The following is a 24,550-nucleotide window of genomic DNA, read 5'->3' on the forward strand; positions in this document are numbered from 1 at the left end:
GCTGTGGAAGAGTGATCGCATGACTTCGACGACGAGTGGGGCCTCCGGGCAACCGACGCCCTACGTGGAGATCGACCGCGCCGAGTGGGCGCGACTCGCTCCCGAGACGTCCACGCCGCTCAGCGAGACCGAGGTCGTGCAGATCCGCGGCCTCGGCGACCGCCTCGACATGCGGGAGGTCGAGGAAGTCTACGTACCGCTCAGCCGGCTGCTCAGCCTGTACGCGAAGGGGACGCAGGACCTCGGGCGGGCGACGAGTCGGTTCCTCGGTGATCAGGCCCTCCGCACCCCGTTCGTCATCGGGGTCGCGGGCTCGGTGGCCGTCGGCAAGTCGACGATCGCCCGACTGCTGCGGGAGCTGCTCTCGCGCTGGCCGGACACCCCGCACGTCGAACTCGTGACGACCGACGGGTTCCTGTACCCGAACGAGGAGCTGCAGCGACGCGGCATCATGGATCGCAAGGGCTTCCCGGAGTCCTACGACCGCCGGGCCCTCCTGCGGTTCATCACGGCTGTGAAGAGTGGGGCCGCCGAGGTGCGGGCGCCGTTCTACTCGCATCTCCGTTACGACATCATCCCGACGGCGCAGGTGGTCGTGCGGCGTCCCGACGTCCTGATCGTCGAGGGGCTGAACGTCCTGCAACCGGCCGCGACCGCGAGTGGCCTCGCGATCAGCGACCTCTTCGACTTCAGCATCTACGTCGACGCCAGGACGCGCGACATCGAGTCCTGGTACGTCGACCGGTTCATGGCGTTGAAGCGCGGCGCGTTCTCCAACCCGAACTCCTTCTTCAACGTCTTCGCCGAGCTCTCCGACGAGGAGGCCGCCGATCAGGCGCGCGGATTCTGGCGGTCGATCAACGAGCCGAACCTCGTCGACAACATCCGCCCGACCCGCTCCCGGGCGAAGCTCGTCCTGCGCAAGGACTCGGACCACACCGTGTCCTCGGTGTTGCTCCGCAAGCTCTGAGCGCCCCGTCCGGCACCTGACCGTCGAGCTGCGCGAGTTGGTGCAGCATCCTCGCAAAATCGCGCGATTATGCTGCTCTACATGTGTGGAATCGTGGGGTACGTCGGGAACGACAAGACGGTCGACGTCCTGATGGGCGGATTGAAGCGGCTCGAGTACCGGGGGTACGACTCCGCCGGGATCGCCGTCCTCGACGCGACGGGTTCGATGAACACGCGCAAGCGTGCCGGGAAGCTCGCCGTCCTCACCGAGGACCTCGCCGCGAACCCGATCGCCCCCGGGACGACCGGCATCGGCCACACCCGCTGGGCCACGCACGGCGGACCGACCGACCGCAACGCGCACCCGCACCTCGGCGACGAGGGGCGCCTCGCGCTCATCCACAACGGCATCATCGAGAACTTCGCCGAGTTGCGTGCCGAACTCCTCGCCGACGGGTTCACCTTCGAGAGCGACACCGACACGGAGATCGCCGCGGTCCTCATCGGCCGTGAGTACCGGTCGACGGGCGACCTCACCGAGGCCTTCCGCCGCGTCGTCGCCCGGCTCGACGGGGCCTTCACCCTGCTCGCGATGCACCAGGAGCTGCCCGGCGTCGTGATCGGAGCGCGCCGGAACTCGCCGCTCGTCATCGGCCTCGGCGACGGCGAGAACTTCCTCGGATCCGACGTGGCCGCCTTCGTGCAGTACACGCAGCGAGCGGTCGCGATCGGCCAGGACCAGATGGTCGTCATCACCCCGGACGACGTCACGGTCACCGACTTCTCCGGCAACCACGTCGTGACCGAGCCGTTCGAGATCCAGTGGGACGCGTCCGCGGCCGACAAGGGTGGCTGGTCGAGCTTCATGGCGAAGGAGATCAGCGAGGAGCCCGACGCCGTCGCCAACACGATCCGCGGACGGGTCGAGGGCGGACAGGTCGTCATCCCGGAACTCGCCGGCCTCGACGAGCTCTTCCTCGACATCGACCGCATCGTGATCATCGCCTGCGGGACGGCCGCGTACGCCGGGACCGTCGGCACCTACGCGATCGAGCGTTGGGCTGGCATCCCGGTCACCGTGGAGCTCAGCCACGAGTTCCGCTACCGCGACCCGGTGATCGACGCCCGCACCCTCGTCATCTCGGTGAGCCAGTCGGGCGAGACGATGGACACGCTCATGGCGGTCCGTTTCGCGAGCGAGTCCGGCGCGAAGACCCTGTCGATCTGCAACACCCAGGGCGCGACGATCGCCCGCGAGTCCGACGCCGTCGTGTACACGCACGCCGGGCCGGAGGTCGCGGTCGCGTCGACGAAGGCGTTCACCGCCCAGATCACGGCGCTCTACCTGTTCGGCCTGCACCTGTCCCGCGTCCGCGGCACGCAGACGCCGGAGTTCCTGGCGGCGCAGGTCGAGGAGCTGCAGGCCGTCCCGGACAAGATCGCCAGCATCCTCGGTGCGTCCGAGAAGATCGCTCAGCTCGCGCACTGGATGGCCGATTCCCGAGCGGTGCTCTTCCTCGGCCGTCACGTCGGATATCCGATCGCCCTCGAGGGTGCGTTGAAGCTCAAGGAACTCGCCTACATCCATGCCGAAGGGTTCGCCGGTGGCGAGCTCAAGCACGGACCGATCGCCCTCATCGAGCCGGGCCAGCCCGTCTTCGTGGTCGTGCCGAGCCCGCGGGGTTCTGCGATCCTGCACCCGAAGGTCGTCTCGACCATCGAGGAGATCCGCGCGCGCGGTGCCCGGGTGATCGCGATCGCCGAACAGGGTGACGCAGCGGTCCTGCCCTCGGCGGACGAGGTCATCCCGATCCCGCTCGCCGGTCCGCTCTTCGAGCCGCTCCTCGCGGTCATCCCGCTCCACATCTTCGCGATGGAGCTCGCGACGGCGAAGGGTCTGGACGTCGACCAGCCCCGCAACCTGGCGAAGTCCGTCACCGTCGAGTAGACGTCGGTCCGCGGGGTCCGAGGTGGCCCGTCGGCCGGTCCGCTCCGCATGATGCGTCAGCCGTAGAGTAGAAGGATGATCATCGGTATCGGGGTGGACCTCGTGGACCTCGCGAGGTTCGAGCGGGCCGTGACCCGGACCCCGAACCTCCTCGCCCGACTCTTCGTGCCCGCCGAGCGGGAGTTGCCGTTGCGATCGCTCGCGGGCCGCTTCGCCGCGAAGGAGGCGCTCATCAAGGCGCTGGGCTCCTCCGATGGGATCCGTTGGCAGGAGATGGCGATCGTGAACGGTCCGGAGGGGAAGCCCGACTTCGAGCTGTCCGGGGTCACGGCAGGGGTCGTCGCCGAGCGCGGCATCACCAACTTGCACCTCAGCATGACCCACGACGCCGGGGTGGCCGTGGCCTTCGTCGTCGCCGAGCGGGAGGGCTGATGCCGAGCGGTTCCGACACGCGTCCGACGCGCGAGGCGATCATCGACCTCGAGGCGCTCCAGCACAACGTCCGTCGTCTGCGCGAGATCACCGGCGTCTCCGAACTCATCGTCGTCGTCAAGGCGGACGCCTACGGGCACGGAGCCGCGGCGATCGCCCGGGCGGCCGTCGAGGCCGGTGCCGACCGGCTCGGCGTCGCCGACATCCGCGAGGGGGTCGCGCTCCGCGCGGCAGGGGTCACCGCACCCGTCCTGGCCTGGTTGCACGGACCGGACGCCGATTTCGGTGCAGCGCTCGACGCCGGGATCGAGCTCGGTCTGTCGTCGGTGGCGCAGCTCGACCGCGTGATCGACGCGGCCAGGGAGCACGGATCCGGGGTGCCCGTCGTCCAGTTCAAGCTCGAGACCGGCCTCAGCCGGAACGGGGCGGCCGAGGCCGACTGGCCGGAGCTGTTCCAGGCCGCCGCGGCAGCCGAGCGCTCCGGTGTCGTCCGGATCGACGGTCTGTTCTCGCATGTGTCGAACACCTCGGGTGCGGACGACGCCGCCGCCGCCGTGCGGTTCGAGCGCGGTGTCGCCCTCGCCACCGCCGCAGGGCTCACGCCCCGGAGTCTCCATCTGGCCGCCTCCGCGGCCGCCCTCGGCGAACCGTCGCTCCGGTACGACGCCGTGCGTCTCGGGATCGCCGCCTACGGGCTGTCGCCCTTCGAACCCACCGAGGACACCGCGCGCTCGGCGGGCGCCTTCGGTCTCCGCCCCGTCATGACGCTCCGGGCGTCCGTCGCCGCCGTGCGCCGGGTCGAGCCGGGTACCGGCGTGTCCTACGACTACAGCTACCGGGCGGACTCCTCGACGACGCTCGCCCTCGTCCCGCTGGGCTACGCCGACGGGGTGCCCCGCAGCGCTTCGAACGCCGGCCCCGTCGTGATCAACGGCCGCCGCTACCGGGTCTCCGGCCGGATCGCCATGGACCAGTTCGTCGTCGACGTGGGAGACGATCCGGTCGCGGTGGGTGACGACGCCGTCCTCTTCGGCGACCCGGCCACCGGCGCGCCCCGCGTCGAGGAGTGGGCTGAGGCCGCCGGGACGATCAACTACGAACTCGTCACCCGGATCGGGCCACGAGTGGTGCGGACGCCGAGGGAGCGGTCATGACGGATCAGGTCCTCACCCCGGGCACGGTCGACGTGGCGACGCCGGAGGAGATGCACGCGTACGGCGTCCGGCTCGGCGCCGGACTGCGCGCCGGCCAGCTGCTCGTGCTGACGGGGCCGCTCGGGGCTGGCAAGACGACCCTCACACGCGGGATCGGGGAGGGGCTCGGGGTGCGTGGTCCGGTCACCAGCCCGACCTTCGTCCTGGCGCGCACCCACCCGAGTCTCATCGGCGGTCCGCCCCTCGTGCACGTGGACGCGTACCGGCTCGGCTCGGCGCTCGAGCTCGACGACCTCGACATCGACTTCGCCCGATCCGTCGTCGTGGTCGAGTGGGGCGCCGGACTCCTCGACGGCGTCGTGCCCGAATGGTTCGAGCTCGTGATCGAGCGGCCGACGGGTGCCGGCGATGCGCCGACCACGAGCGACGCCGGTGAGGAACCGATCGAGCGGCGGACGCTCACCCTCTCGCGGCACCCCGCCACCGACCCCGGGTAGGCTGGACGACGTGCTGTTGGCGATCGATACATCCGCGGGCTCGAGCGTCGCCGTCGTCTCCCTGGACGGCGTGATCCTCGCCGAACGGTCGTCCGACGACCCGATGCGCCACGCCGAGGTGATCGGCACGCTCATCGCCGGCTCGCTCGACGAGGCGGGGGTCGCCGTCGCCGACCTCACCGGGGTCGTCGCCGGCATGGGCCCCGGGCCCTTCACCGGACTCCGGATCGGGATCGCGGCCGCACGCAGCTTCGGTGTCGGGGCCGGCCTCCCGGTCCACCCCGTCGTGAGCCACGACGGCATCGCGCTCGACGCGTACGGCACCGGCCGGGCCGCGCCGGACGCCGGGCTCCTGGTCGTCACCGACGCCCGGCGGCGCGAGCGCTACTGGTCGGCCTACGCGGGGCTCGACGCGAACGGTCTCCCCGTCCGAGCCCAGGGTCCCGCCCTGGCGAAACCGAAGGATCTGCCGAGCACGGAGGCCGTCCGTTTCGACGCGGTCGTCGTCCCTGCCGGTGCCCTGGGCCGGATTGCGGCACTGCTCCTCGCCTCCGACGGAGCGTTCGCGGGGGAGGAGCCCCTCTACCTGCGCTCGCCCGACGTCACGATGTCCACCGGTGCCAAGCGGGTGACGGCATGACCTGGTTCCTGCGCCGGGCCGGCGTCGCGGACCTCGACGCGATCATGGAGCTCGAGAGCACCGTGTTCCTCAACGACGCGTGGTCGACGGAGATGATGCGCGCCGAACTCGCCTCGCTGCACGGCCACTACCTCGTCGCGACCGAGGTCGACGCCGAGGACGCCCCACTGGCCGGCTACGCCGGGCTCTTCGCACCCTCGCGCTCCGACGACGCCGACATCCAGACCATCGCCGTCGCCGGCCACGCCAGAGGCGGTGGGCTCGGGCGTCTGCTCATGCAGGCGCTCATCGAGCAGGCGAGACAGCAGTACGTGTCGCAGGTGTTCCTGGAGGTCAGGGCCGACAACCCCGTCGCGATCGCGCTGTACCGGAGCCTCGGCTTCGAGGAGCTCGGGGTGCGACCCGGCTACTACCAACCGGACGACGTCGACGCCATCGTCATGCGCCTCACCGTCCAGGCGCGGCCACCGATGCCCACGCACGGGCAGCCTCCGCTCGAGCAGGCCGACCACCACCCCGGGAGCATCGCATGAACCGCGACGAACCGCTCGTCCTCGGCATCGAGACGAGTTGCGACGAGACCGGCATCGGTATCGTCCGCGGACACCGACTCCTCGCCAACACCATCGCGTCCAGCATGGACGAGCACGCCAGATACGGCGGAGTCGTCCCCGAGGTGGCTGCGCGAGCACACCTCGAGGCGCTCCAGCCCACCCTCATGACGGCGCTCGCCGAAGCCGGCGTCACGCTGGCGGATCTCGACGCCGTCGCCGTGACGAGCGGTCCGGGGCTGTCCGGCGCACTGATGGTCGGTGTCGGAGCGGCGAAGGCGCTCGCCGTCTCCCTCGGCAAGCCGCTGTATGCGGTCAACCATCTCGTCGGACATGTCGGCGCCGACGTGCTCGATTCCGAGGACGGCCTGATCGAATACCCGACCATCGCGCTGCTCGTGTCGGGTGGACACACCTCGCTCCTCCTCGTCCGGGACCTCGTCTCGGACGTCGAACTCCTCGGCGAGACCATCGACGACGCGGCGGGCGAAGCGTTCGACAAGGTCGCGCGCATCCTCGGTCTGCCCTACCCGGGCGGCCCCCAGATCGACCGGGCGGCGGTCGGCGGCGACCCGAAGGCGATCCGCTTCCCCCGAGGGCTCAGCCTGCCGAAGGACATGGAGCGTCACCGCTACGACTTCTCCTTCTCCGGGCTGAAGACCGCGGTCGCCAGATGGGTCGAGGCCAAGCAGGACGCCGGAGAGCCGGTGCCGGTCGCCGACGTCGCGGCGAGCTTCCGCGAGGCCGTCGTCGACGTGCTCGTCTCGAAGGCGGTCAAGGCGTGCACCGAGCTCGGTGTGCCACGCCTCCTGCTCGGCGGTGGCGTGATCGCGAACGGCCGCCTCCGCGAGGTCGCCGCCGAACGCACGGCGGCAGCGGGCATCGAACTCCGCATCCCGCCGCTCCAGTTGTGCACCGACAACGGGGCGATGATCGCGGCGCTCGCGTCGCAGCTCATCTCCGCCGGACGCGAGCCCTCCTCGCTCGACTTCGGCGCCGACTCGACCCTGCCGGTCACGGAGATCCAGGTCCAATAGACGTCCTCGAGGCTCGAGCGGGGCCCTGTCGCCGCGGCCGTCCTCGACGAGCCCGTCCACCTCGCGACGCATAGGATGGGGCCGGTACCCGGTCACGGAGCGAAGGAGCGGCGATGGACGAGCAACAGCACCCCGAGGGACGGCCCGCGCACCAGGACGGCGGGCCGGGACCGCAGCAGCCGCAGCAGCAGTCCGGTCTGCCGGAGCACGGCGGTCAGCCGGCGCAGGGGTATCAGTACCCGCCGGCTCAGCAGCAGCAGCCCTACCAGCAGCCCGCACAACAGCCCTCGCAGCCGCAGCCGCCCTACCACCAGGCCTCACCGCAGCAGCAGTGGCCTCAGACCGACCAGCAGGGGTACGGCGCGCCGCCGGCCACCGACTGGCGCGCCGGCGCACCCGCCGCTCCATCGGGCCGACCGGCTCAGCAGTCGGCTCCGTCCGCTTGGCAGGGCGAGCAGTCGACGTACCTCCAGACCGTGCCGACGGCCGTGTACCAGGCTCCGAGCCAGGGTGGATATGCCGCGTACCAGCAGCCGCCCGCATCGGCGGGCGCATCGGACGCCACCACGTCCACGACCCGCAGCACCTGGTCGCTCATCAGCGGGATCGTCGGGCTCGTCGTGTCGGTCTTCGTCGGTTGGGGCTTCCCGCTGTCGATCGTCGCGATCGTCCTCGGGTTCGGAGCACGCCGCCGCGAACCGGGGGCTCGCGGTCGCGCGCTGACCGGGCTCGTGACCGGCTTCGTCGGCCTCGCCTGTTCGATCGGCTGGCTGGCCTACAGCGTCGTCGTCATCATCGGATACGTCTCGACCTAGTCGGCGCGGCGGACGCGCGTCGCCTCGGTGACCGAGCGCTCCCACGAGGCACGGGGCGGCACGTCAGTGAGCGACGCGCTCCACCAGCAGGGCGCTGTGCTTCCCCGCGATCCTCGTGAGGATGATCGTGGCCGAGTGGTCGCCGCGCAACGCGAGCCGTTTGCGGAACGTCGCCGGGTCGATGTCCACGCCGCGCTTCTTGATCTCGAGGACGCCGATCCCGCGCTCGCGCATCGTCCGCTTGAGGGTCTTCTCATCCATGGGGAGCCGTTCGAGCACACGGAACGTCGACGCGAACGGCGAGGTCGTCGCGCTGTCGGAGGTGAGGTACGCGATGCCCTGACCGAGCATGCCCGCCTCCAAGCGGACGGCGAGGTCGCCGATGAGACGGGCGCGGATGACGGAGCCGTCGGGTTCGTGCACGTACTCACCGAGGTCGCGGACCGGGGCGTCGTCCGCGTCGCCGTCCGCCGTGAGCTCGTGGTGGACGCCGTCAGCGAGCAGGAGCGCGGCACGCCGGACACCCGGTCGGGCGAGCGGGCCGAACCAGAGGGTCATCTCGACGAGTTGGCCGTCGACCGAGACCCACTGCGCCTCGGCTTCGTCCGGGATGAGGGAGCGGTCGAAGCCGGGCCCGAGTTTGACGCCGACCGGGAGGCTGCCCGCCGTGGCGAAGACGGTGTCGAGGGAGGGGGTGTAGTCGGCGGCGCTGGCGAGCCTCGCCGTGTCGGCGTGTCCTGCCGTCCGCCGGGCCGGGTCGAACCAGACGGCGTCGAACCCCTCGAGGGCGACGTCCTCGGCCGCTTCGTTCCGGACGGTCGCCGAGGGGAACGGTGCCAGGTTGTAGCTCGCGATGGCGGCGGTGACCTCGTCGATGTCGACCGCCGTCACCTCCAGGTCGAGGGAGGCCATCGCCATCGAATCGGCGCCGATGCCGCTCCCGAGATCGGCGATGCGCGTCAGGCCGGCCCGGGCGAAGCGCCCGGCGTGCAGAGCGGCGACGGGCAGGCGGGTGGCCTGTTCGAGGCCTGCCTCCGTGAACAGCATGCGGTCGGCGAAGGGGCCGAACTTGCCGACCGCCTTCTGCCGGAGGCGCGACTGCGTGAGCACGGCCGCGACGAGTGCGGGGGAGTGCCCCTCGTTCCGGAGCCGACCGACGAGTCGGACGGCCTCGTCCTTGGACGGGTAGGGCGGGAGCGAGTCGAGGAGTCTGAGCCCCTCGGCCGTCAGGAGCTCCACGAGTTCCGATCGTTCCATGGTCAGCGGACTTCTCGCGGAGCTGGGTGCATCCGGCAACGCTAGCAGCCGGTGATTGGCACTCGCATTGCGTGAGTGCCAGAAGATGCCTAGACTGGAATCAGCACTCTCGCAGTGTGAGTGCTAACAACGTCTTCGTTTCAAGAAAGAGGTCAACCGTGTCGGTCTCCATCAAGCCGCTCGAGGATCGCATCGTCATCAAGCAGGTCGAGGCAGAGCAGACCACCGCTTCCGGTCTGGTCATCCCCGACACCGCCAAGGAGAAGCCCCAGGAGGGCGAGGTCGTGGCGGTCGGACCCGGTCGCATCGACGACAACGGCAACCGCGTCCCCCTCGACGTCGCCGTCGGCGACAAGGTGATCTACTCCAAGTACGGCGGCACCGAGGTCAAGTACGCCGGTGAGGACTACCTGGTCCTGTCCGCGCGCGACGTCCTCGCCGTCGTCGTCCGCTAGACACCGACGAACGAACCGAGCGGCTCAGGCCGCTCCACAGCCCGAATGGCATCAGCCGTTCGGGCTGTGTCCGTTTCACGAGGTCGGCCAGCCCGCCGCGGGTCTAGCCTGGACCAGTGCAGAACCCGAGCGATCCAGCGGAAGTCGAAGTCGATGTCGAGCTCGCCGCCGGAGCGGCGCGCGGGCGTTCAGGGGTCGAGGTCCCACAGCAGGGGAGCCGGTCGGGCCTGATCTCGGCCGTCGCCGCGTACTGCCTCTGGGGAGCACTGCCGCTCTACTTCATCGCGCTCGCGCCGGCCGGAGCCTTCGAGGTGGTCGCCTGGCGGATCGTGTTCTCCCTCGTGTTCTGCGCCGTGCTCATCCTCGTGACGCGCTCCTGGCGTCGCCTGCTCGGGATCCTGCGGCAGCGGCGCATCGTGCTCACGATGGGGTTGGCCGGCGCGCTCATCTACGTCAACTGGCAGACCTACGTCTACGGAGCCCTCAACGGGCAGGTGGTCGAGGCCTCGCTCGGGTACTTCATCAACCCGATCGTCACCGTCTTCCTCGGCGTCTTCTTCCTCCGCGAGCGGCTTCGTCCCGCGCAGTGGGCCGCAGTGGTCGTCAGCGTGATCGCGGTGCTCGTCCTCGCGATCGGGCACGGCAGCGTCCCGTGGATCGCCCTCATCCTCGCCTTCTCCTTCGGCCTGTACGGCTACATCAAGAAGCAGGTCGGTGGTGTGGTCGACGCGGTGTCGGGTCTGACGCTCGAGACGGCTTGGCTGACGCCTGTCGCGATCGCGCAGCTCATCGCCGTCGGTGTCTCCGGCGGGCTCACGATCGGCACCGCCGGAGTGGGGCACACGCTCCTGCTGGTCGGTGCCGGTGTCATCACCGCCGTCCCGCTCCTGCTGTTCGCCGCGGCGGCTCGGCGGTTGCCGCTCACCTGGATGGGGTTCATCCAGTACTTCGCGCCGATCATCCAGTTCGTCGTCGGCGTGGCGGTCCTCCACGAGGCGATGCCGCCGGAGCGGTGGCTGGGCTTCGGACTCGTCTGGTTGGCACTCGCCATCCTCACGGTCGACATGCTCGTGGCGTCCGCGCGCAGCCGACGGTCCGCGGCCGCCGATCGACGCCGCGCCGCGAGGGTCTGAACAGCGGATTCCGGCGCTGATCGCGCGACCACTGCAGGAAAGACGCGAAACCGGTACCTCTGAGGTAACGATTTGGTCGTGTTACACGCTTGTAACGTCAACGACATTGTCCAGCGCACTCTCAGCGGATAACTTGACACAACGGCAGCCCCTGGAGCTGCCACTCTTCTGACAAGCAAGGAGTACCATGAGCGTCTTTTCGAAGGCCACGGCCGCTCGCTCCCGCCCTCGTGCCATCGTTCTCGGTGGCATCGCACTGATCGGAGCCAGCGCGCTGGTCCTGAGCGGATGCGCCTCAGGTGGCAGTGACGACAGTGGCAGCGGCAGCAGCAAGCCTGCTGGCGACCTCACCCTGAAGCTCGGCACCGCGTTGCCCCAGACGGGCAACCTTGCGTTCCTCGGCCCGCCCGAGGAAGCCGGTGTCGGTCTCGCGGTCAAGGAGGTCAACGACGCCAACCTGGGCATCAAGATCGACCTGACGCTCGGCGACTCGGGTGACTCCGACAACAAGGCGTACGCGACCGAGGTCCCCCGTCTGCTCTCCGAGGGCGTCACCGCCATCATCGGTGCGGCGTCGTCGGGTGTGTCGAAGCTCTTCATCGACGAAGTCACCGGCGCAGGCGTCATCCAGTTCTCCCCGGCGAACACCTCCGCCGACTTCACGACGTGGGACGACAACGGTCTCTACTGGCGGACGGCGCCGTCCGACGTGCTGCAGGGCGAGGTCCTCGGGAACCTGATCGCGGAGGACGGCAACGCCACCCTCGGCATCATCTACCTGAACGACTCGTACGGCACCGGCCTGGCGAAGTTCACCAAGGAGGCGTTCGAGAGCGCCGGCGGTGAAGTGGTCGCCGAGCAGTCGTACAACACGGGCGACACCTCCTTCGACGCGCAGATCAGCGCGGTCAAGGCGGAGAACCCCGACGCGATCGCGATCATCGCGTTCGAGGAGACCAAGACGATCGTCCCCGGTCTCGCCGGGTTCCCGTCTGACAAGCTCTACTTCGTCGACGGCAACCTCGCCGACTACAGCGCGGACTTCGCTCCCGGCACCCTCACGGGCGCCAAGGGAACGCTGCCCGGTCTCGACACCGCCAAGCTCGGTGACTTCACCGACCGCCTCCAGGCGTTCGTGAAGGACGAGGGTGGCGAGCCGCTGAAGGACTACAGCTACGCGGCCGAATCCTACGACGCGGTCATCCTGCTCGCCCTCGCGGCGCTGCAGGCGGGCTCGACCGAGGGCGCCGACATGGCAGGCGAGCTCCAGTCCGTGTCCGGTGGTAAGGACGACGGCGAGAAGGTGTCCACCTTCGAAGAGGGTGCGAAGGCCATCGCCGAAGGCAAGAAGATCGACTACGACGGAAACTCCGGTCCGATCACCTTCGACGAGAACGGTGACCCGACCGAGGCGACCATCGGTATCTACCAGTACGGTGACGACAACAAGTACACCCGCACCAACTAGTCGCCTGAGCGACTGACGAGGCCCCGGAGCGATCCGGGGCCTTCGTCGTGTCCGGCCCCGACAGCTCCCGCCAGACCTCGCGCTGGTGGTGGTGGTGGTGGTGGTGGTGGTGGTGGTGGTGGTGGTGGTGGTGGTGGTGCCAGCGCGGTGCGCTGACGCGAGCGCGGGTTCAGCGCGTGAGCGCGGGTCTCCGGAGACCCGCGCTCACGCGCCTCGGGCGCGCTCACGCCCGTTCGCCAGAGGTGTTGCACAGTGGGGCGCGCTCACGTCAGCGCACCGCGCTGACGGATGGTACTGCGCGCTCACGTCAGCGCACCGCGCTGGCAGTGAACGCAGGGGCACGGGTCAGCGGAACGCGCGCTGCAGCCCGGCGCGCTCGAGCTTCGCAGCGAGCCGGCTCGGATGGACGAGGTCCTCCCAAGTGGCGCGGACGACGGTGTAGCCGAGCGCGCGCAGCCGGTCTTCCCGGCGCTGAGCGTCCTCCGCGGTCGCCGCTCGTCAACGTGTGCACCTCGACAGGCCATGGGCCGACGATCGGGAGTCCCCAGAGCCGCGCAGCCGAGTAGTGGCTGAACAGGGCGTCCTTCCGGAGGGCGACGGCCGCCGCGTCGATCCGGAGGCGGTAGCGGTCATCGGGGGACAGGGATCGCCAGGTCGGTTCAGGGACGTAGATGCCTTTTCGCAGACGCACCAGGTCTCCGTCGCGATGAGCAGCACTCACCAGACGCTCGGCACCGACCCGACGTGCGTCTCGGACGAGGAGGAGGCCGTTCGGGCGGATGAGCAGGTTCAGATCGAAGGATTCCATCGATTCACCGTGCCCGTTCCGTGGCGCTTCAACACGGAGGAGAGGGTAGGTGTGGAAACGGCCACTCGCCCAGCTCGCGGTGAAGCGAGCCGGGGATGGTGCCCAGCGCGGTGCGCTGGCGTCACTGCTGGTCACGGGCGTCAGCGCGGGTCGCTGTGCCGCGGTGGAGGTGACTCGGCGTGAGCGCGGGTGGGGCGCGTGAGCGCGGGGCTCCGGAGACCCGCGCTCACGCGCCAGGACCGCGCTCGCGTCAGCGCACCGCGCTGGCACAAGGAGGGGAGGGGAGGCCGAAATGCACAACTCCTCCGTCCCCGTCTCAGGAGGCCGTCTTGGTGCGACGGTGCCCCTCGGGGGAGGGAGGAGTTGTGGTTCGATCACCGGTCGGGTTCCGGTGGCTTCAGGTCGTCACACGGCCGATGGCTGGGACGAGCACGTTCGAGGGTACCGAAGTCCCCGTCGAGCCGCGAGTGGGGAACCCCTGATCAGTCCTCGTCCTGGCCGAGCGTGCCCAGGTAGAGTCCGATGACCTTGTCGTCCGACAGCAGTTCACGGCCGGTGCCGGTGTACGCGTCGCGGCCCTGATCGAGCACATAGCCACGGTCGCAGATCTGGAGACAGCGACGCGCGTTCTGCTCGACCATGATGGTCGTGACACCGGCCTTGTTGATGTCGGAGACCCGGATGAACGCGTCGTCCTGGCGGACGGGCGACAGTCCAGCGGACGGCTCGTCGAGCAGCAGCACGTGCGGGTCCATCATGAGCGCCCGCGACATCGCGACCATCTGCCGCTCACCGCCGGACAGCGAACCGGCGCGCTGCTTGAGCCGCTTGCCGAGTTCACTGAAGATCCCGGTGACGAACTCCAGACGCTCGGTGTACTGCTTCGGCTTCTGGAACAGCCCCATCTTCAGGTTGTCCTCGATGGTGAGGCTCGGGAAGACGTTGTTCGTCTGCGGGACGAATCCCACACCACGCGCCACGAGCTTGTTCGCCCGGAGCCCGGTGATGTCCTCACCGTTCAGGAGGACTTGACCGCTCCGCACCTTCACCTGCCCGAAGATCGCCTTGAGCAGCGTCGACTTGCCGGCGCCGTTCGGCCCGATGATGCCGATGAGTTCACCCTTGCGCGCCGTGAGGTTCGCGCTGTTGAGGATGTTCACCCCGGGCAGGTAACCGGCCGTCAGATCGCTGACCTCGACGACCATCTCGGCGGTGTTGACCGCGGTGCCGCCCACGGGGGCGCCCTTCACGTCGCTCATTTCCGCTCCTCCTCGGGCTCGGCACCAGCCGCGAGCCGTTCATCTTCGATCTCGGCCAGCAGCTCTTCGGCTGCGGCGCTGTCCTCGCCGGCGATCCGGCCGGTCACGACACCGAGGTCGACGTCCTGGTGGCTGCCGAGGTAGGCGTCGATGACGGCCGGGTTCTCCATGACGGTGTCCGGCGGCCCTTCGGCGACGACGCGACCCTCGGCCATGACGACCACCCAGTCGGCGATGTGGCGCACCATCTGCATGTCGTGCTCGACGAACAGCACGGTCATGCCCTCGTCCTTCAGCGCCAGGATGTGGTCGAGCAGCGACTGGGTGAGTGCCGGGTTGACGCCGGCCATCGGCTCGTCGAGCATGACGAGCTTCGGGTCGCTCATGAGCGCCCGCGCCATCTCGAGGAGCTTGCGCTGGCCGCCGGACAGGCTGGCGGCGTAGTCGTCGCGCTTGGTGTCGAGCTTGAACCGTCGCAGCAAGTCCATGGCCTTGACCTCGAGGTCCGCCTCCTGCTTCCGCCAGAGCGGCTTCACGAGGCTCGAGAAGATGCCTTCGCCGGTCTGACCGGTCGCTCCGAGCTTCATGTTCTCGAGCACGGTGAGGAGACCGAGCGCCTTGGTCAGCTGGAAGGTGCGGACCTGACCCATGCGGGCGACCTTGAACGCGGGGACGCCGCCGAGGCTCTTGCCGTCGAAGTTCCACGTCCCGGTGTTGGGCTTGTCGAAACCGGTCAGCAGGTTGAACAGTGTGGTCTTACCGGCACCGTTCGGACCGATGAGGGCGGTGATCGCGTTGCGGGGCACCTCCAGGTGCTCCACGTTCACCGCCTGCAGGCCGCCGAAGGTCCGGGTGACCTGGTCCGCGATGAGGATGGGGTCGACCTTCTTGACGCCCGGGACGATCTCGCCGACGTGGAGACCGGTGGTCTTGACCGGCCGCGAGGTGGGTGAGCTGTTACTTGACAAAGGTCAGCTCCTTCTTGTTTCCGAGGATGCCTTGCGGCCTGAAGATGACGATCAGCATGAGCGCGACACCCACCAGCACGTAGCGGAGCGTCGACGCCTGCGTCGAGCTCATGAACGGCAGGACGTCGGCCTTCACGAGCGCCGGGAGGACGTTCGAGAGGAACGCCATGATCACCCAGAAGATCACCGAGCCGAGCAGCGGTCCGAAGACCGTGGCGGCCCCACCGAGCAGGAGGATCGTCCAGATGAAGAACGTGAGGCTCGTGACGTACACGCTGGGCACGACCGCGGAGGGCAGTGCCAGCACCACCCCGCCGAGTGCGCCGAAGACGCCACCGACGACGAGCGCCTGCATCTTGTACGCGAACACGTTCTTGCCGAGGGCGCGCACGGCGTCCTCGTCCTCGCGGATGCCCTTCAGGACACGGCCCCAGGGGCTGCGCATGAGGAGGAACACGAGGAGGGCGGCGACGGCCAGCAGCAGGATGCCGAAGATCCGGACCCACCACTGGTTCGCGTTGAGCTCCCACGGGCCGAAGCCGTAGATGCCCTCCGGGATCGGGTTCGCGGCCCGGAAGCCGGCGTGGTAGTTGCCGAGGCCGTCAGCGGAGTTGGTGTACTCGTCGAAGACCTGCGTGGTGAAGAGCAGGCGGACGATCTCCGCCGCGGCGATCGTCACGATGGCCAGATAATCGGCCCGCAATCGCAGCGTCGGAATGCCGAGGATGAAGGCGAAGACCACCGATGCCAGGCAACCGACGATGATGCCGGCCCACCACGGGAGGTCGAAGCTCAGGATCGAGATGGCGTAGCCGTAGGCGCCGAGCGCCATGAACCCGGCCATACCGAAGTTCAACAACCCGCCATAGCCGAAGTGCACGGCCAATCCGAGTGCTGCGAGCGCGTAGGCGATCGTCTCCGGGCTGATGACCCAAGCGAGCGTGTTCGAGAGAATGCTTCCCCAGTCCATGCGCGTGCCCCTAACCGATTCTCTCGCGACGTCCGAGGATGCCCTGCGGTCTCACGAGGAGCACCGCGATGAGCACCACGAGGGCGCCGACGTACTTGATGTCAGACGGGATCCAGAGCGTCGAGACTTCGACGAGGATGCCGATGATGAGGGCGCCGACCATGGCGCCGAAGGCGGTTCCGAGCCCGCCGAGGGTGATGGCCGCGAAGATGAGGAGGAGGAGCTGCGCTCCCATGTCCCACTTGATGCCGGGTCGGAAGTACGCCCACAGGATGCCGGAGAGGCCGGCGAGGGTGGCTGCGAGGATCCAGACGATACGGACCACGCGGTCGACGTCGATACCGCTCGCCGCTGCGAGGCTCGGGTTGTCCGAGATCGCTCGCGTCGCCTTGCCGGTCTTCGTCTTGATGAGCCACCAGGCCACGCCGAGGAGGACCACGACGCTCACGGCCATGCTGATCATGTCGGTCACGCTGAGCGACACCGTGCCGAACAGCTTGATGTTCTCCTCTCCGGAGCCGGGCAGCTGGAAGGTGCCGCCGCCGACGAAGTAGAGGAAGACGTAGCGGAGCGCCAGCGACAGGCCGATCGAGACGATCATCACCTGCACGATGCCGACGCCCTTGCGTCTCAAGGGTCTCCAGATGCCGGCGTCGAGCGCGAAGCCGAAGGCGGCGCTCAACGCGAGGGCGATGATGATGGCCAGCCAGATGGGCCACTGCAGGAACACCCCGAAGACGAGCGCCATGATCGCGCCGAACGTCACCATCTCCGCGTGGGCGAAGTTGCTGAGGCCGGTGGTGCCGAACACGAGCGACGCTCCGATGGCCGCCAGGGCGAGCATGAGTCCGAAGTTCAGCCCGTTGACGAGCCGTTCGGCGAGCTGATCCCAGAAGCTGACGGTGACGCGTTCGCCCTCACCGAGGAAGAAGTTCACGGACTTCGATTGGGTGAGGCCGAACTCGGCCTCGATGGTCGCGCCGCCTTCGGCGACGATGACGCCCTTCGGGAGGGTCTCCTCGTCGAGGGTGACCTTGTACGTACCTTTCTCGGGGACGCCGATCTTCCACTTGCCGTCGGCATCGGTGTCGACGTCGGCCTTGTAGCCGTTGCCGTCGACCGTGATGTTCACGCCGTCGAGTGGTTTGTCGTCGTACTTGACGTTCCCAGCGAAGTAGAAGTCGTACTCCTCACCCACTTCGTCGGCATGAGCCGGGACGGCGCTCATGACGGACGTGAGGGTGATCGCCCCGAACAGCAAGGCGATGAGGAGCACGAATCTCCGTGCCAGTCTCGGGTTTCGGGTTGTTCCAGCGAACTTCACTGCACCTCCAGTGCCAGCCCACATTCGTGGACCGTTCTCCTGCGTCGGACAACGCTGTTCGACGATAGAACCTGATTATTGCCTACATGTTTCGCCCGTGCGTATTTCTGCGCATGGTTTTGTCGGGATCGTGGAATAGGGGTACGCCCTGCTCGGTTACGATGGTGATACCGGCAGGTCTGCGTTGCTCCGGTGTGTTCGTGGCTATGAGAGGGATAAATGGACCAGCCTGATCCGTTCGGATTCGTAGGACTCACGTATGACGATGTGCTGCTGCTCCCCGGGCACACCGACGTCATCCCGAGCGAGGCGGAGACCTCGTCCCGATTGACGAAGCGGATCACGGTGAACACGCCGCTGCTGTCGAGTGCGATGGACACCGTCACCGAGGCACGCATGGCGATCGCGATGGCTCGCGAGGGCGGCATCGGGATCCTGCATCGGAACCTCTCGATCACCGACCAGGCCGAGCAGGTCGACCGCGTCAAGCGGAGCGAGTCGGGCATGATCACGAACCCGATCACGACGACCGCCGACGCCACCGTCGCCGAGGTCGACGAACTGTGCGGCCAGTTCCGCATCTCAGGGCTCCCCGTCGTCAACGGTGAGGGCGTGCTCGTCGGCATCATCACCAACCGCGACATGCGGTTCGTGTCGCCGTTCGAGAAGGCGACCACGCGGGTCAGCGAGGTCATGACGAGCACGGGCCTCGTCACGGCTCCCGTCGGCACCGACCGCAACGCGGTCATGGCGCTCCTCGCCCAGCACCGGATCGAGAAGCTGCCGCTCATCGACGAGGCGGGCAAGCTCAAGGGCCTCATCACCGTCAAGGACTTCGACAAGAGCGAGAAGTACCCGCTCGCCACGAAGGACGACTCCGGTCGGCTCCGCGTCGGCGCGGCCATCGGCTTCTTCGGTGACGCCTGGTCCCGTGCCGGTCAGCTGCTCGACGCCGGCGTCGACGTCATCGTGGTCGACACCGCCAACGGAGAGAGTGCCGGCGTGCTCGACATCATCCGCAAGCTCAAGGCCGACCCGGCGTTCGCCGGTGTCGACGTCATCGGCGGCAACGTCGCGACGCGGTCAGGCGCCCAGGCCCTCATCGAGGCGGGTGCCGACGCCATCAAGGTGGGCGTCGGTCCGGGCTCCATCTGCACCACCCGTGTCGTCGCCGGTGTGGGCGTGCCCCAGGTGACCGCGGTCTACGAGGCGTCGCTCGCGGCCCGCGAGGTGAACGTCCCGGTCATCGCCGACGGCGGCCTGCAGTACTCCGGCGACATCGCCAAGGCCCTCGTCGCCGGTGCCGACACGGTCATGCTCGGTTCGCTCCTCGCCGGTACCGACGAGAGCCCCGGCGACCTCGTGTTCGTCGGCGGCAAGCAGTTCAAGAACTACCGGGGCATGGGTTCGCTCGGAGCCATGCAGACGCGTGGCGAGAAGACGTCCTACTCCAAGGACCGCTACTTCCAGGCCGACGTCCCGAGCGACGACAAGCTGATCCCCGAGGGCATCGAGGGCCAGGTGCCATACCGCGGACCGGTCTCGGCCGTCGCGTACCAGCTCATCGGCGGGCTGCGTCAGTCCATGTTCTACGTCGGCGCACGCAACATCGGCGAGCTGAAGGCGAAGGGCAAGTTCGTCCGCATCACCTCCGCCGGTCTCAAGGAGTCGCACCCGCACGACGTGCAGATCGTGGTCGAGGCGCCGAACTACCGCAAGTGACCCCCGCGTGACCTCGACGGTCCGGCAGGCGCCCGCCTGCCGGACCGTCGTCGTCGTAGGCGACCGATAGGCTGGTCGGGTGAGCATGGATATTGAGATCGGCCGGTCAAAGCGCGCCCGGCGCGCGTTTGCCTTCGACGACATCGCCGTCGTCCCGTCGCGGCGGACCCGCGACCCGCAGGACGTCTCGGTGTCGTGGTCCATCGACGCCTACCAGTTCGAGATCCCCGTGCTCGCGGCACCCATGGACTCCGTCGTCTCGCCGACGACCGCGATCATGATGGGCCAGCTGGGCGGGGTCGGCGTCCTCGACCTCGAGGGCCTCTGGACCCGGTACGAGGACCCGGAGCCGCTCCTCGCCGAGATCCGCTCGCTGCCCGTCGGTCGCGCGACCGCTCGCATGCAGGAGATCTACGCCGAGCCCATCAAGCCCGAACTCGTGACCGCTCGCCTGGCCGAGATCCGCGCCGCCGGCGTGACCGTCGCGGCGGCCCTGTCGCCGCAGCGCACGCAGGAGCTCTACGAGACCGTCGTCGCCGCGGGTGTCGACCTCTTCGTGATCCGCGGCACGACCGTGTCCGCCGAGCACGTCTCCAAGAACCAGGAGCCGCTCAACCTCAAGAAGTTCATCTACGAACTCGACGTCCCGGTCATCGTGGGCGGTGCGGCCACCTACACGGCGGCGCTGCACCTCATGCGGACCGGTGCGGCCGGCGTACTCGTCGGCTTCGGCGGCGGCGCGGCCTCCACCACGCGCGCCTCGCTCGGGATCCACGCACCCATGGCGACCGCGGTGGCCGACGTGGCCGGCGCTCGCCGCGACTACCTCGACGAGTCGGGCGGCCGGTACGTCCACGTCATCGCCGACGGCGGTCTCGGCACCTCCGGCGACATCGTTAAGGCCGTCGCGATGGGTGCCGACGCCGTCATGCTCGGCACCGCACTCGCCCGTGCGACCGATGCGCCGGGTGGTGGCTGGCACTGGGGTGCCGAGGCGCACCACCTGCAGCTGCCGCGCGGTCGTCGTGTCGAGGTCGGGACCGTCGCCACGCTCGAGGAGATCCTGTACGGGCCGTCGCCGAAGTCGGACGGCACCGCCAACCTCATCGGTGCGCTCCGTCGCTCGATGGCCACCACCGGATACTCGGACCTCAAGGAGTTCCAGCGCGTCGAGGTCGTCGTCGCGCCGTACCAGGGCAACTGACGCTTGCGGGAGCCCACGGGTTCCCGCAAGCGGTTGTCGGCTCGGAAGCTCGGCGCTAGCCTCGGAAGCAGAGCCTCGCAGACGAGCTCCTGCAGTGCAGGACCGTCGCGAGGGCGGTTCCAGCGAGCGGAGTTCGACGATGGCCACCACGCCCAACAACGTGTCCCGATCCACCAAGCTGGGGATGGAGGAACGCGACGCCGCGATCGAAGCGCTGAAGAGCAAAGAACTCGACATCCTCGTCGTCGGCGGCGGCATCGTCGGTACGGGAGCGGCGCTCGATGCGGTCACCCGCGGTCTGAGCACCGGCCTGCTCGAGGCCCGCGACTGGGCGAGCGGTACCTCCAGCCGTTCCTCCAAGCTCGTGCACGGCGGTATCCGCTACCTCGAGCAGCTCGACTTCCGGCTCGTCCGTGAGGCCCTCATCGAACGCGGGCTGCTGTTGCAGCGCATCGCCCCGCACCTCGTGAAGCCCGTCCGCTTCCTGTACCCGCTCAACAAACCGGTGTTCGAGCGGTTGTACATCGGCGCCGGCATGCTCCTGTACGACCTCTTCAGCTGGACGGGTGGCCGTCCGCCGGGCGTCCCGCACCACCGACACCTGTCGAAGCGCCAGGTGCTCAGCTCCATCCCGAGCCTGAAGTCGGACGCCTTCGTCGGTGGCCTGACCTACTACGACGCCCAGGTCGACGACGCGCGCTACGTCGCCTCCCTCGCTCGGACGGCCTCCGCCTACGGCGCGCACGTGGCCAGCCGGGTGCGTGTCGAGGGGTTCATCAAGGTCGGCCAGCGGGTCGTCGGCGTGAAGGCGCACGACCTCCAGACCGACGAACGGTTCGAGATCCGGGCCAAGCAGGTCGTGAACGCGACGGGTGTGTGGACCGACGACACCCAGTCGATGGTGGGGGAGCGCGGCCAGTTCAAGGTCCGCGCCTCGAAGGGCATCCACCTCGTCGTGCCCCGCGACCGGTTCCAGTCGAGCATGGGTCTCCTGCTGCGCACCGAGAAGAGCGTCCTCTTCGTCATCCCCTGGGGCCGCCACTGGCTCATCGGCACGACCGACACCGACTGGCACCTCGACAAGGCGCACCCGGCGGCGACGGCCGCTGACATCGACTACCTGCTGGAGCGCGTCAACGCCGTCCTCGCCGTCCCGCTCACCCGCGAGGACGTCGAGGGGGTCTTCGCCGGGCTCCGTCCCTTGCTCGCGGGGGAGTCGGAGCAGACTTCGAAGCTGTCGCGCGAGCACCTCGTCGCCCACTCGGTGCCGGGTCTCGTCGTGATCGCCGGTGGCAAGTGGACCACGTACCGGGTGATGGCGAAGGACGCGATCGACGCCGCCGTCGACGCCCTGGACGGGAAGATCCCGGCCAGCGCGACGGAGAACATCGCGCTGCTCGGTGCCGAGGGATACCAGGCCGCGTGGAACAAGCGCGGCAAGATCGCTCGTGCGTTCGGCGTCCACACCGCACGGATCGAGCACCTGTTGAACCGCTACGGCGTGCTCACCGACGAGCTGCTCGACCTCCTCAAAGAGGACCCGACGCTCGCCGAGCCGCTCCCCGGAGCCGACGACTACATCGGCGCCGAGGTCGTCTACGCGGCGTCCCACGAGGGTGCCCTCCACCTCGACGACGTCCTCGCTCGCCGGACACGGATCTCCATCGAGGCCTGGGACCGCGGTGTGTCGGCGGCTCCGGTCGCGGCCAAGCTCATGGGAGGCGTCCTCGGGTGGGACGAGGAACGGATCGCCAAGGAGGTCTCGTACTACCTCGAGCGCGTCACCGCCGAGCGGGCGTCCCAGGAACAGCCGAACGACGAGGCCGCCGACCGCGTGCGGCTCGAGGCACCGGACATCGTCCCGGGGGCCTGACCGTCCGGTGATCGCCCGCAGCGCAACCGCTGCGGGCCCCTCGGGCGAGCGACGCAGGCGTGGCGGATAGACTAGGAGGACTGCCACAACAAGCCTGAGGAGTACAGCCATGGTGGATGTTCGGCGGGTCAAACTTCCCGGGGTCGGTGTGCTGCACACCTTCGTCACGGACGACGGCGGCAAGGTCGGGGTCATCGCCCACCGATCCGGCCACAGCGACCTCATCACCTTCGCCGACCACGAGGACGGCGCAGACGCCGGCAAGGTGTCGCTCCGGCTCAACGAAGACGAGGCGCACACCCTGGCGGAGCTGCTCGGCGGCACGCAGATCACCGAATCGCTGAGCGCACTCGACCAGATCCCCGGGCTCAGCATCGACTGGTTCACGGTCGACTACGAAGACCACATCGCCGGACAGCCGCTCGGCAACCCCGCTGAGAAGGGCATGGTCGGCCTCACGGTCGTGGCCGTCGTCCGAGGCGATTCTGCGAACCCGGCCCCCGCGGCCGACTTCCGGGTGTTCCCGGGCGACACCCTCGTCGTGGCCGGTAGCCCGGAGAAGGTCGCCAAGGCCTTCGCCTACTTCCGTTCCGGCGCCGTCAAGAAGGTCGCCGTCGACGCCCCGCCCGGAGGGTAGGGATGCTGCACGCCGCGACCGACAACCCCCACCTCGGCCAGGATCTCCTCATCCTCGGCGTCCTGTTCGTCATCGCCTACATCCTCGGCCGTCTCGGCAAGCTCATCGGGCTCCCGTCGATCCCCGTCTACATGCTCGTCGGGCTCCTCGCGAGTCCGTACACGGGCTGGTTCCCGTTGGACTTCGCGAGCGCGCAGATCGAACTGATCGCGGTGTTCGGCCTGGTCCTGCTGCTGTTCAACCTCGGTCTGGAGTTCGACCAGGACGAGTTCTTCGGCAACGCCGGGAAGCTGATCGTGTCCGGCGGGTCGTACATCCTCGTCAACATGGCCGCCGGCCTCGTCTTCGGGTTCCTCGTCGGGTGGGGGACCCGTGAAGCGCTCATCATCGCCGGGATCACCGCCACCAGCTCCAGTGCCATCGTCACGAAGCTGCTCATCGAGCTCAAGCGACTGACGAACGACGAGACACCGATGATCCTCGGCGTCACCGTCGTCGAGGACATCTTCATCGCCATCTACCTCGCGATCGTCGGCGTGGTCCTGAGCGGCGAGACGGAGGTGTGGCCGGTCATCGGCAAGCTCGCGATCGCGTTCACGTTCATCCTCGTGATGTTCACGATCGCCAGGTTTGGCGGTCGCTTCGTCTCGCGGTTGTTCCGCACCAAGGACGACGAGCTCTTCACCATTCTGTTCTTCGGCCTCGCGGTGGCCTTCGGCGGCATCGGCGAGATCCTCGGGGTCACCGACGCGATCGGCGCCTTCCTCATCGGTCTGGTGCTCGGCGCGACCCGATTCCGCAACAAGATCGAGCAGATCGCGATCCCGCTCCGCGACGTCTTCGGTGCCTTCTTCTTCCTGAACTTCGGTCTCGCGCTCGACGCGACGAAGTTCGGCAGCGTCCTCGTCCCGGTGCTGCTCGCCGTCCTGATGACGGTGGTGCTCAACGTGATCGCCGGGCAGTTCGTCGCCTGGCTGAACGGTCTCGGACCACAGGCGGGCATCAACGCGGCGGTGATCCTCCAGAACCGAGGAGAGTTCGCGCTCATCCTCGCGACCCTGTCCCTGAGTGCCGGGTTGAACCCCCTCATCCAGCCCTTCGCCGGGCTCTATGTGCTGATCATGGCGGTGATGGGTCCCATCGTGGCCGGCCGCTCCGAGCAGATCGGCGCGTTCATCCTCAGGCCGCGTCGCCGCAAGCCGAAGCGCGTCGACCACCCCGACGGCCCCGACCGCACGGAGGACGAGGCGATCGCCCTCGTCGCGGGGACGGCCGACGACCCGGACGACAGCGCTCCCGACACCGATCAGGCGGCCATCGACCGACTCGTCGAACAGGCGATGAACGACCAGGAACCACCAGCACGAAAGCGAGAGCCCGATTACTAGCCCCGCCCCGTCGGCACCAGTGCCGACCGACCACGGTCAGGCCCGTCCGACGCTCCGCT

General features: G+C 68.6%; 22 protein-coding genes. 17 read left to right on the plus strand and 5 right to left on the minus strand.

The annotated features are described in order from the left end of the window. Positions 1-19 precede the first annotated feature (19 nt). From coaA to QRN26_RS11200, 9 genes are all read left to right on the plus strand, one after another. Entirely contained in the window at positions 20-970 is a 951-nt protein-coding gene (gene coaA, locus QRN26_RS11160) for a type I pantothenate kinase (RefSeq protein WP_056008070.1), read from the plus strand. A gap of 81 nt (positions 971-1,051) precedes the next feature. After that, positions 1,052-2,899: a glutamine--fructose-6-phosphate transaminase (isomerizing) gene (glmS, locus tag QRN26_RS11165; protein WP_285036772.1), complete on the plus strand. Its 1,848-nt coding sequence runs from the start codon at positions 1,052-1,054 to the stop codon at positions 2,897-2,899. Positions 2,900-2,974: 75 nt separating this feature from the next. After that, complete coding sequence (locus QRN26_RS11170) at positions 2,975-3,331, plus strand: holo-ACP synthase (protein ID WP_056008067.1); 357 nt, start codon at positions 2,975-2,977, stop codon at positions 3,329-3,331. After that, complete coding sequence (gene alr / locus QRN26_RS11175; protein ID WP_285036774.1) at positions 3,331-4,485, plus strand: alanine racemase; 1,155 nt, start codon at positions 3,331-3,333, stop codon at positions 4,483-4,485. The genes QRN26_RS11170 and alr overlap by 1 nt, the downstream gene beginning before the upstream one ends. After that, on the plus strand, positions 4,482-4,982 hold the full coding sequence (gene tsaE / locus QRN26_RS11180; RefSeq protein WP_056008061.1) for a tRNA (adenosine(37)-N6)-threonylcarbamoyltransferase complex ATPase subunit type 1 TsaE: 501 nt from the start codon (positions 4,482-4,484) through the stop codon (positions 4,980-4,982). The genes alr and tsaE overlap by 4 nt, the downstream gene beginning before the upstream one ends. A 10-nt stretch (positions 4,983-4,992) precedes the next feature. Then, on the plus strand, positions 4,993-5,622 hold the full coding sequence (tsaB, locus tag QRN26_RS11185) for a tRNA (adenosine(37)-N6)-threonylcarbamoyltransferase complex dimerization subunit type 1 TsaB (protein ID WP_285036776.1): 630 nt from the start codon (positions 4,993-4,995) through the stop codon (positions 5,620-5,622). After that, complete coding sequence (gene rimI / locus QRN26_RS11190) at positions 5,619-6,155, plus strand: ribosomal protein S18-alanine N-acetyltransferase (protein ID WP_285036778.1); 537 nt, start codon at positions 5,619-5,621, stop codon at positions 6,153-6,155. The genes tsaB and rimI overlap by 4 nt, the downstream gene beginning before the upstream one ends. Continuing rightward, on the plus strand, positions 6,152-7,210 hold the full coding sequence (gene tsaD / locus QRN26_RS11195; RefSeq protein WP_285036780.1) for a tRNA (adenosine(37)-N6)-threonylcarbamoyltransferase complex transferase subunit TsaD: 1,059 nt from the start codon (positions 6,152-6,154) through the stop codon (positions 7,208-7,210). Before rimI ends, tsaD begins: the two co-directional genes overlap by 4 nt. A 113-nt stretch (positions 7,211-7,323) precedes the next feature. Beyond that, positions 7,324-8,025: a DUF4190 domain-containing protein gene (locus QRN26_RS11200; protein WP_056008052.1), complete on the plus strand. Its 702-nt coding sequence runs from the start codon at positions 7,324-7,326 to the stop codon at positions 8,023-8,025. 63 nt (positions 8,026-8,088) lie between these two features. On the opposite strand, the gene QRN26_RS11205 is transcribed toward QRN26_RS11200, so the two are convergent. Continuing rightward, positions 8,089-9,282, minus strand: a complete 1,194-nt coding sequence (locus QRN26_RS11205; RefSeq protein WP_056008049.1) for a class I SAM-dependent methyltransferase — start codon at positions 9,280-9,282, stop codon at positions 8,089-8,091. A 158-nt stretch (positions 9,283-9,440) separates the two neighbouring features. Between QRN26_RS11205 and groES the strand changes: the two genes are divergently transcribed. The 3 genes from groES to QRN26_RS11220 all read left to right on the plus strand — a co-directional run bounded on the left by groES (position 9,441) and on the right by QRN26_RS11220 (position 12,338). Further along, positions 9,441-9,737, plus strand: a complete 297-nt coding sequence (groES, locus tag QRN26_RS11210) for a co-chaperone GroES (RefSeq protein ID WP_056008047.1) — start codon at positions 9,441-9,443, stop codon at positions 9,735-9,737. Positions 9,738-9,964: 227 nt separating this feature from the next. Further along, positions 9,965-10,870, plus strand: coding sequence for an EamA family transporter RarD (gene rarD, locus QRN26_RS11215; RefSeq protein WP_056011455.1), 906 nt, complete (start codon positions 9,965-9,967; stop codon positions 10,868-10,870). Between the two features lie 187 nt (positions 10,871-11,057). Continuing rightward, the gene (locus QRN26_RS11220) at positions 11,058-12,338 is read left to right on the plus strand and encodes an ABC transporter substrate-binding protein (RefSeq protein WP_056778717.1); all 1,281 of its coding nucleotides are present in this window, start codon (positions 11,058-11,060) and stop codon (positions 12,336-12,338) included. 1,290 nt (positions 12,339-13,628) lie between these two features. Here QRN26_RS11220 and QRN26_RS11225 read toward each other — a convergent pair. The 4 genes from QRN26_RS11225 to QRN26_RS11240 are packed head-to-tail and all read right to left on the minus strand — an operon-like array spanning position 13,629 to position 17,571. Continuing rightward, complete coding sequence (locus tag QRN26_RS11225; RefSeq protein ID WP_056008041.1) at positions 13,629-14,405, minus strand: ABC transporter ATP-binding protein; 777 nt, start codon at positions 14,403-14,405, stop codon at positions 13,629-13,631. Continuing rightward, a complete protein-coding gene (locus QRN26_RS11230) occupies positions 14,402-15,373 on the minus strand; it encodes an ABC transporter ATP-binding protein (protein WP_056008038.1) in 972 nt (323 codons plus the stop codon). The genes QRN26_RS11225 and QRN26_RS11230 overlap by 4 nt, the downstream gene beginning before the upstream one ends. Continuing rightward, positions 15,363-16,343 (minus strand): branched-chain amino acid ABC transporter permease, encoded by a 981-nt coding sequence (locus tag QRN26_RS11235; protein ID WP_056008035.1) that lies wholly within the window; start codon positions 16,341-16,343, stop codon positions 15,363-15,365. The genes QRN26_RS11230 and QRN26_RS11235 overlap by 11 nt, the downstream gene beginning before the upstream one ends. A gap of 10 nt (positions 16,344-16,353) precedes the next feature. After that, positions 16,354-17,571: a branched-chain amino acid ABC transporter permease gene (locus QRN26_RS11240; RefSeq protein WP_056011452.1), complete on the minus strand. Its 1,218-nt coding sequence runs from the start codon at positions 17,569-17,571 to the stop codon at positions 16,354-16,356. Between the two features lie 315 nt (positions 17,572-17,886). Between QRN26_RS11240 and guaB the strand changes: the two genes are divergently transcribed. The 5 genes from guaB to QRN26_RS11265 all read left to right on the plus strand — a co-directional run bounded on the left by guaB (position 17,887) and on the right by QRN26_RS11265 (position 24,491). Then, entirely contained in the window at positions 17,887-19,389 is a 1,503-nt protein-coding gene (gene guaB, locus QRN26_RS11245; RefSeq protein ID WP_056008033.1) for an IMP dehydrogenase, read from the plus strand. Positions 19,390-19,474: 85 nt separating this feature from the next. After that, on the plus strand, positions 19,475-20,593 hold the full coding sequence (locus QRN26_RS11250; RefSeq protein ID WP_056778711.1) for a GuaB3 family IMP dehydrogenase-related protein: 1,119 nt from the start codon (positions 19,475-19,477) through the stop codon (positions 20,591-20,593). A gap of 139 nt (positions 20,594-20,732) precedes the next feature. Further along, positions 20,733-22,466 carry a glycerol-3-phosphate dehydrogenase/oxidase gene (locus QRN26_RS11255; protein ID WP_285036789.1) on the plus strand — a complete coding sequence of 578 codons (1,734 nt, stop codon included), beginning with the start codon at positions 20,733-20,735 and terminating at the stop codon, positions 22,464-22,466. Between the two features lie 109 nt (positions 22,467-22,575). Then, positions 22,576-23,103, plus strand: coding sequence for a cation:proton antiporter regulatory subunit (locus QRN26_RS11260; protein WP_056008027.1), 528 nt, complete (start codon positions 22,576-22,578; stop codon positions 23,101-23,103). Positions 23,104-23,105: 2 nt separating this feature from the next. Then, positions 23,106-24,491: a cation:proton antiporter gene (locus tag QRN26_RS11265; protein ID WP_056778708.1), complete on the plus strand. Its 1,386-nt coding sequence runs from the start codon at positions 23,106-23,108 to the stop codon at positions 24,489-24,491. Positions 24,492-24,550 lie beyond the last annotated feature (59 nt).

This window comes from Plantibacter sp. ME-Dv--P-095 (assembly GCF_030209365.1).
Lineage (GTDB): Bacteria > Actinomycetota > Actinomycetes > Actinomycetales > Microbacteriaceae > Plantibacter.

Excerpts from the sequence above, each read along its gene's own strand:
- coaA (WP_056008070.1), top strand. The coding sequence starts at position 20 with ATGACTTCGACGACGAGTGGGGCCTCCGGGCAACCGACGCCCTACGTG.
- glmS (WP_285036772.1), top strand. The coding sequence starts at position 1,052 with ATGTGTGGAATCGTGGGGTACGTCGGGAACGACAAGACGGTCGACGTC.
- QRN26_RS11170 (WP_056008067.1), top strand. The coding sequence starts at position 2,975 with ATGATCATCGGTATCGGGGTGGACCTCGTGGACCTCGCGAGGTTCGAG.
- alr (WP_285036774.1), top strand. The coding sequence starts at position 3,331 with ATGCCGAGCGGTTCCGACACGCGTCCGACGCGCGAGGCGATCATCGAC.
- tsaE (WP_056008061.1), top strand. The coding sequence starts at position 4,482 with ATGACGGATCAGGTCCTCACCCCGGGCACGGTCGACGTGGCGACGCCG.
- rimI (WP_285036778.1), top strand. The coding sequence starts at position 5,619 with ATGACCTGGTTCCTGCGCCGGGCCGGCGTCGCGGACCTCGACGCGATC.
- tsaD (WP_285036780.1), top strand. The coding sequence starts at position 6,152 with ATGAACCGCGACGAACCGCTCGTCCTCGGCATCGAGACGAGTTGCGAC.
- QRN26_RS11200 (WP_056008052.1), top strand. The coding sequence starts at position 7,324 with ATGGACGAGCAACAGCACCCCGAGGGACGGCCCGCGCACCAGGACGGC.
- QRN26_RS11205 (WP_056008049.1), bottom strand. The coding sequence starts at position 9,282 with ATGGAACGATCGGAACTCGTGGAGCTCCTGACGGCCGAGGGGCTCAGA.
- QRN26_RS11220 (WP_056778717.1), top strand. The coding sequence starts at position 11,058 with ATGAGCGTCTTTTCGAAGGCCACGGCCGCTCGCTCCCGCCCTCGTGCC.
- QRN26_RS11225 (WP_056008041.1), bottom strand. The coding sequence starts at position 14,405 with ATGAGCGACGTGAAGGGCGCCCCCGTGGGCGGCACCGCGGTCAACACC.
- QRN26_RS11235 (WP_056008035.1), bottom strand. The coding sequence starts at position 16,343 with ATGGACTGGGGAAGCATTCTCTCGAACACGCTCGCTTGGGTCATCAGC.
- QRN26_RS11240 (WP_056011452.1), bottom strand. The coding sequence starts at position 17,571 with ATGAGCGCCGTCCCGGCTCATGCCGACGAAGTGGGTGAGGAGTACGAC.
- guaB (WP_056008033.1), top strand. The coding sequence starts at position 17,887 with ATGGACCAGCCTGATCCGTTCGGATTCGTAGGACTCACGTATGACGAT.
- QRN26_RS11250 (WP_056778711.1), top strand. The coding sequence starts at position 19,475 with ATGGATATTGAGATCGGCCGGTCAAAGCGCGCCCGGCGCGCGTTTGCC.
- QRN26_RS11255 (WP_285036789.1), top strand. The coding sequence starts at position 20,733 with ATGGCCACCACGCCCAACAACGTGTCCCGATCCACCAAGCTGGGGATG.
- QRN26_RS11260 (WP_056008027.1), top strand. The coding sequence starts at position 22,576 with ATGGTGGATGTTCGGCGGGTCAAACTTCCCGGGGTCGGTGTGCTGCAC.
- QRN26_RS11265 (WP_056778708.1), top strand. The coding sequence starts at position 23,106 with ATGCTGCACGCCGCGACCGACAACCCCCACCTCGGCCAGGATCTCCTC.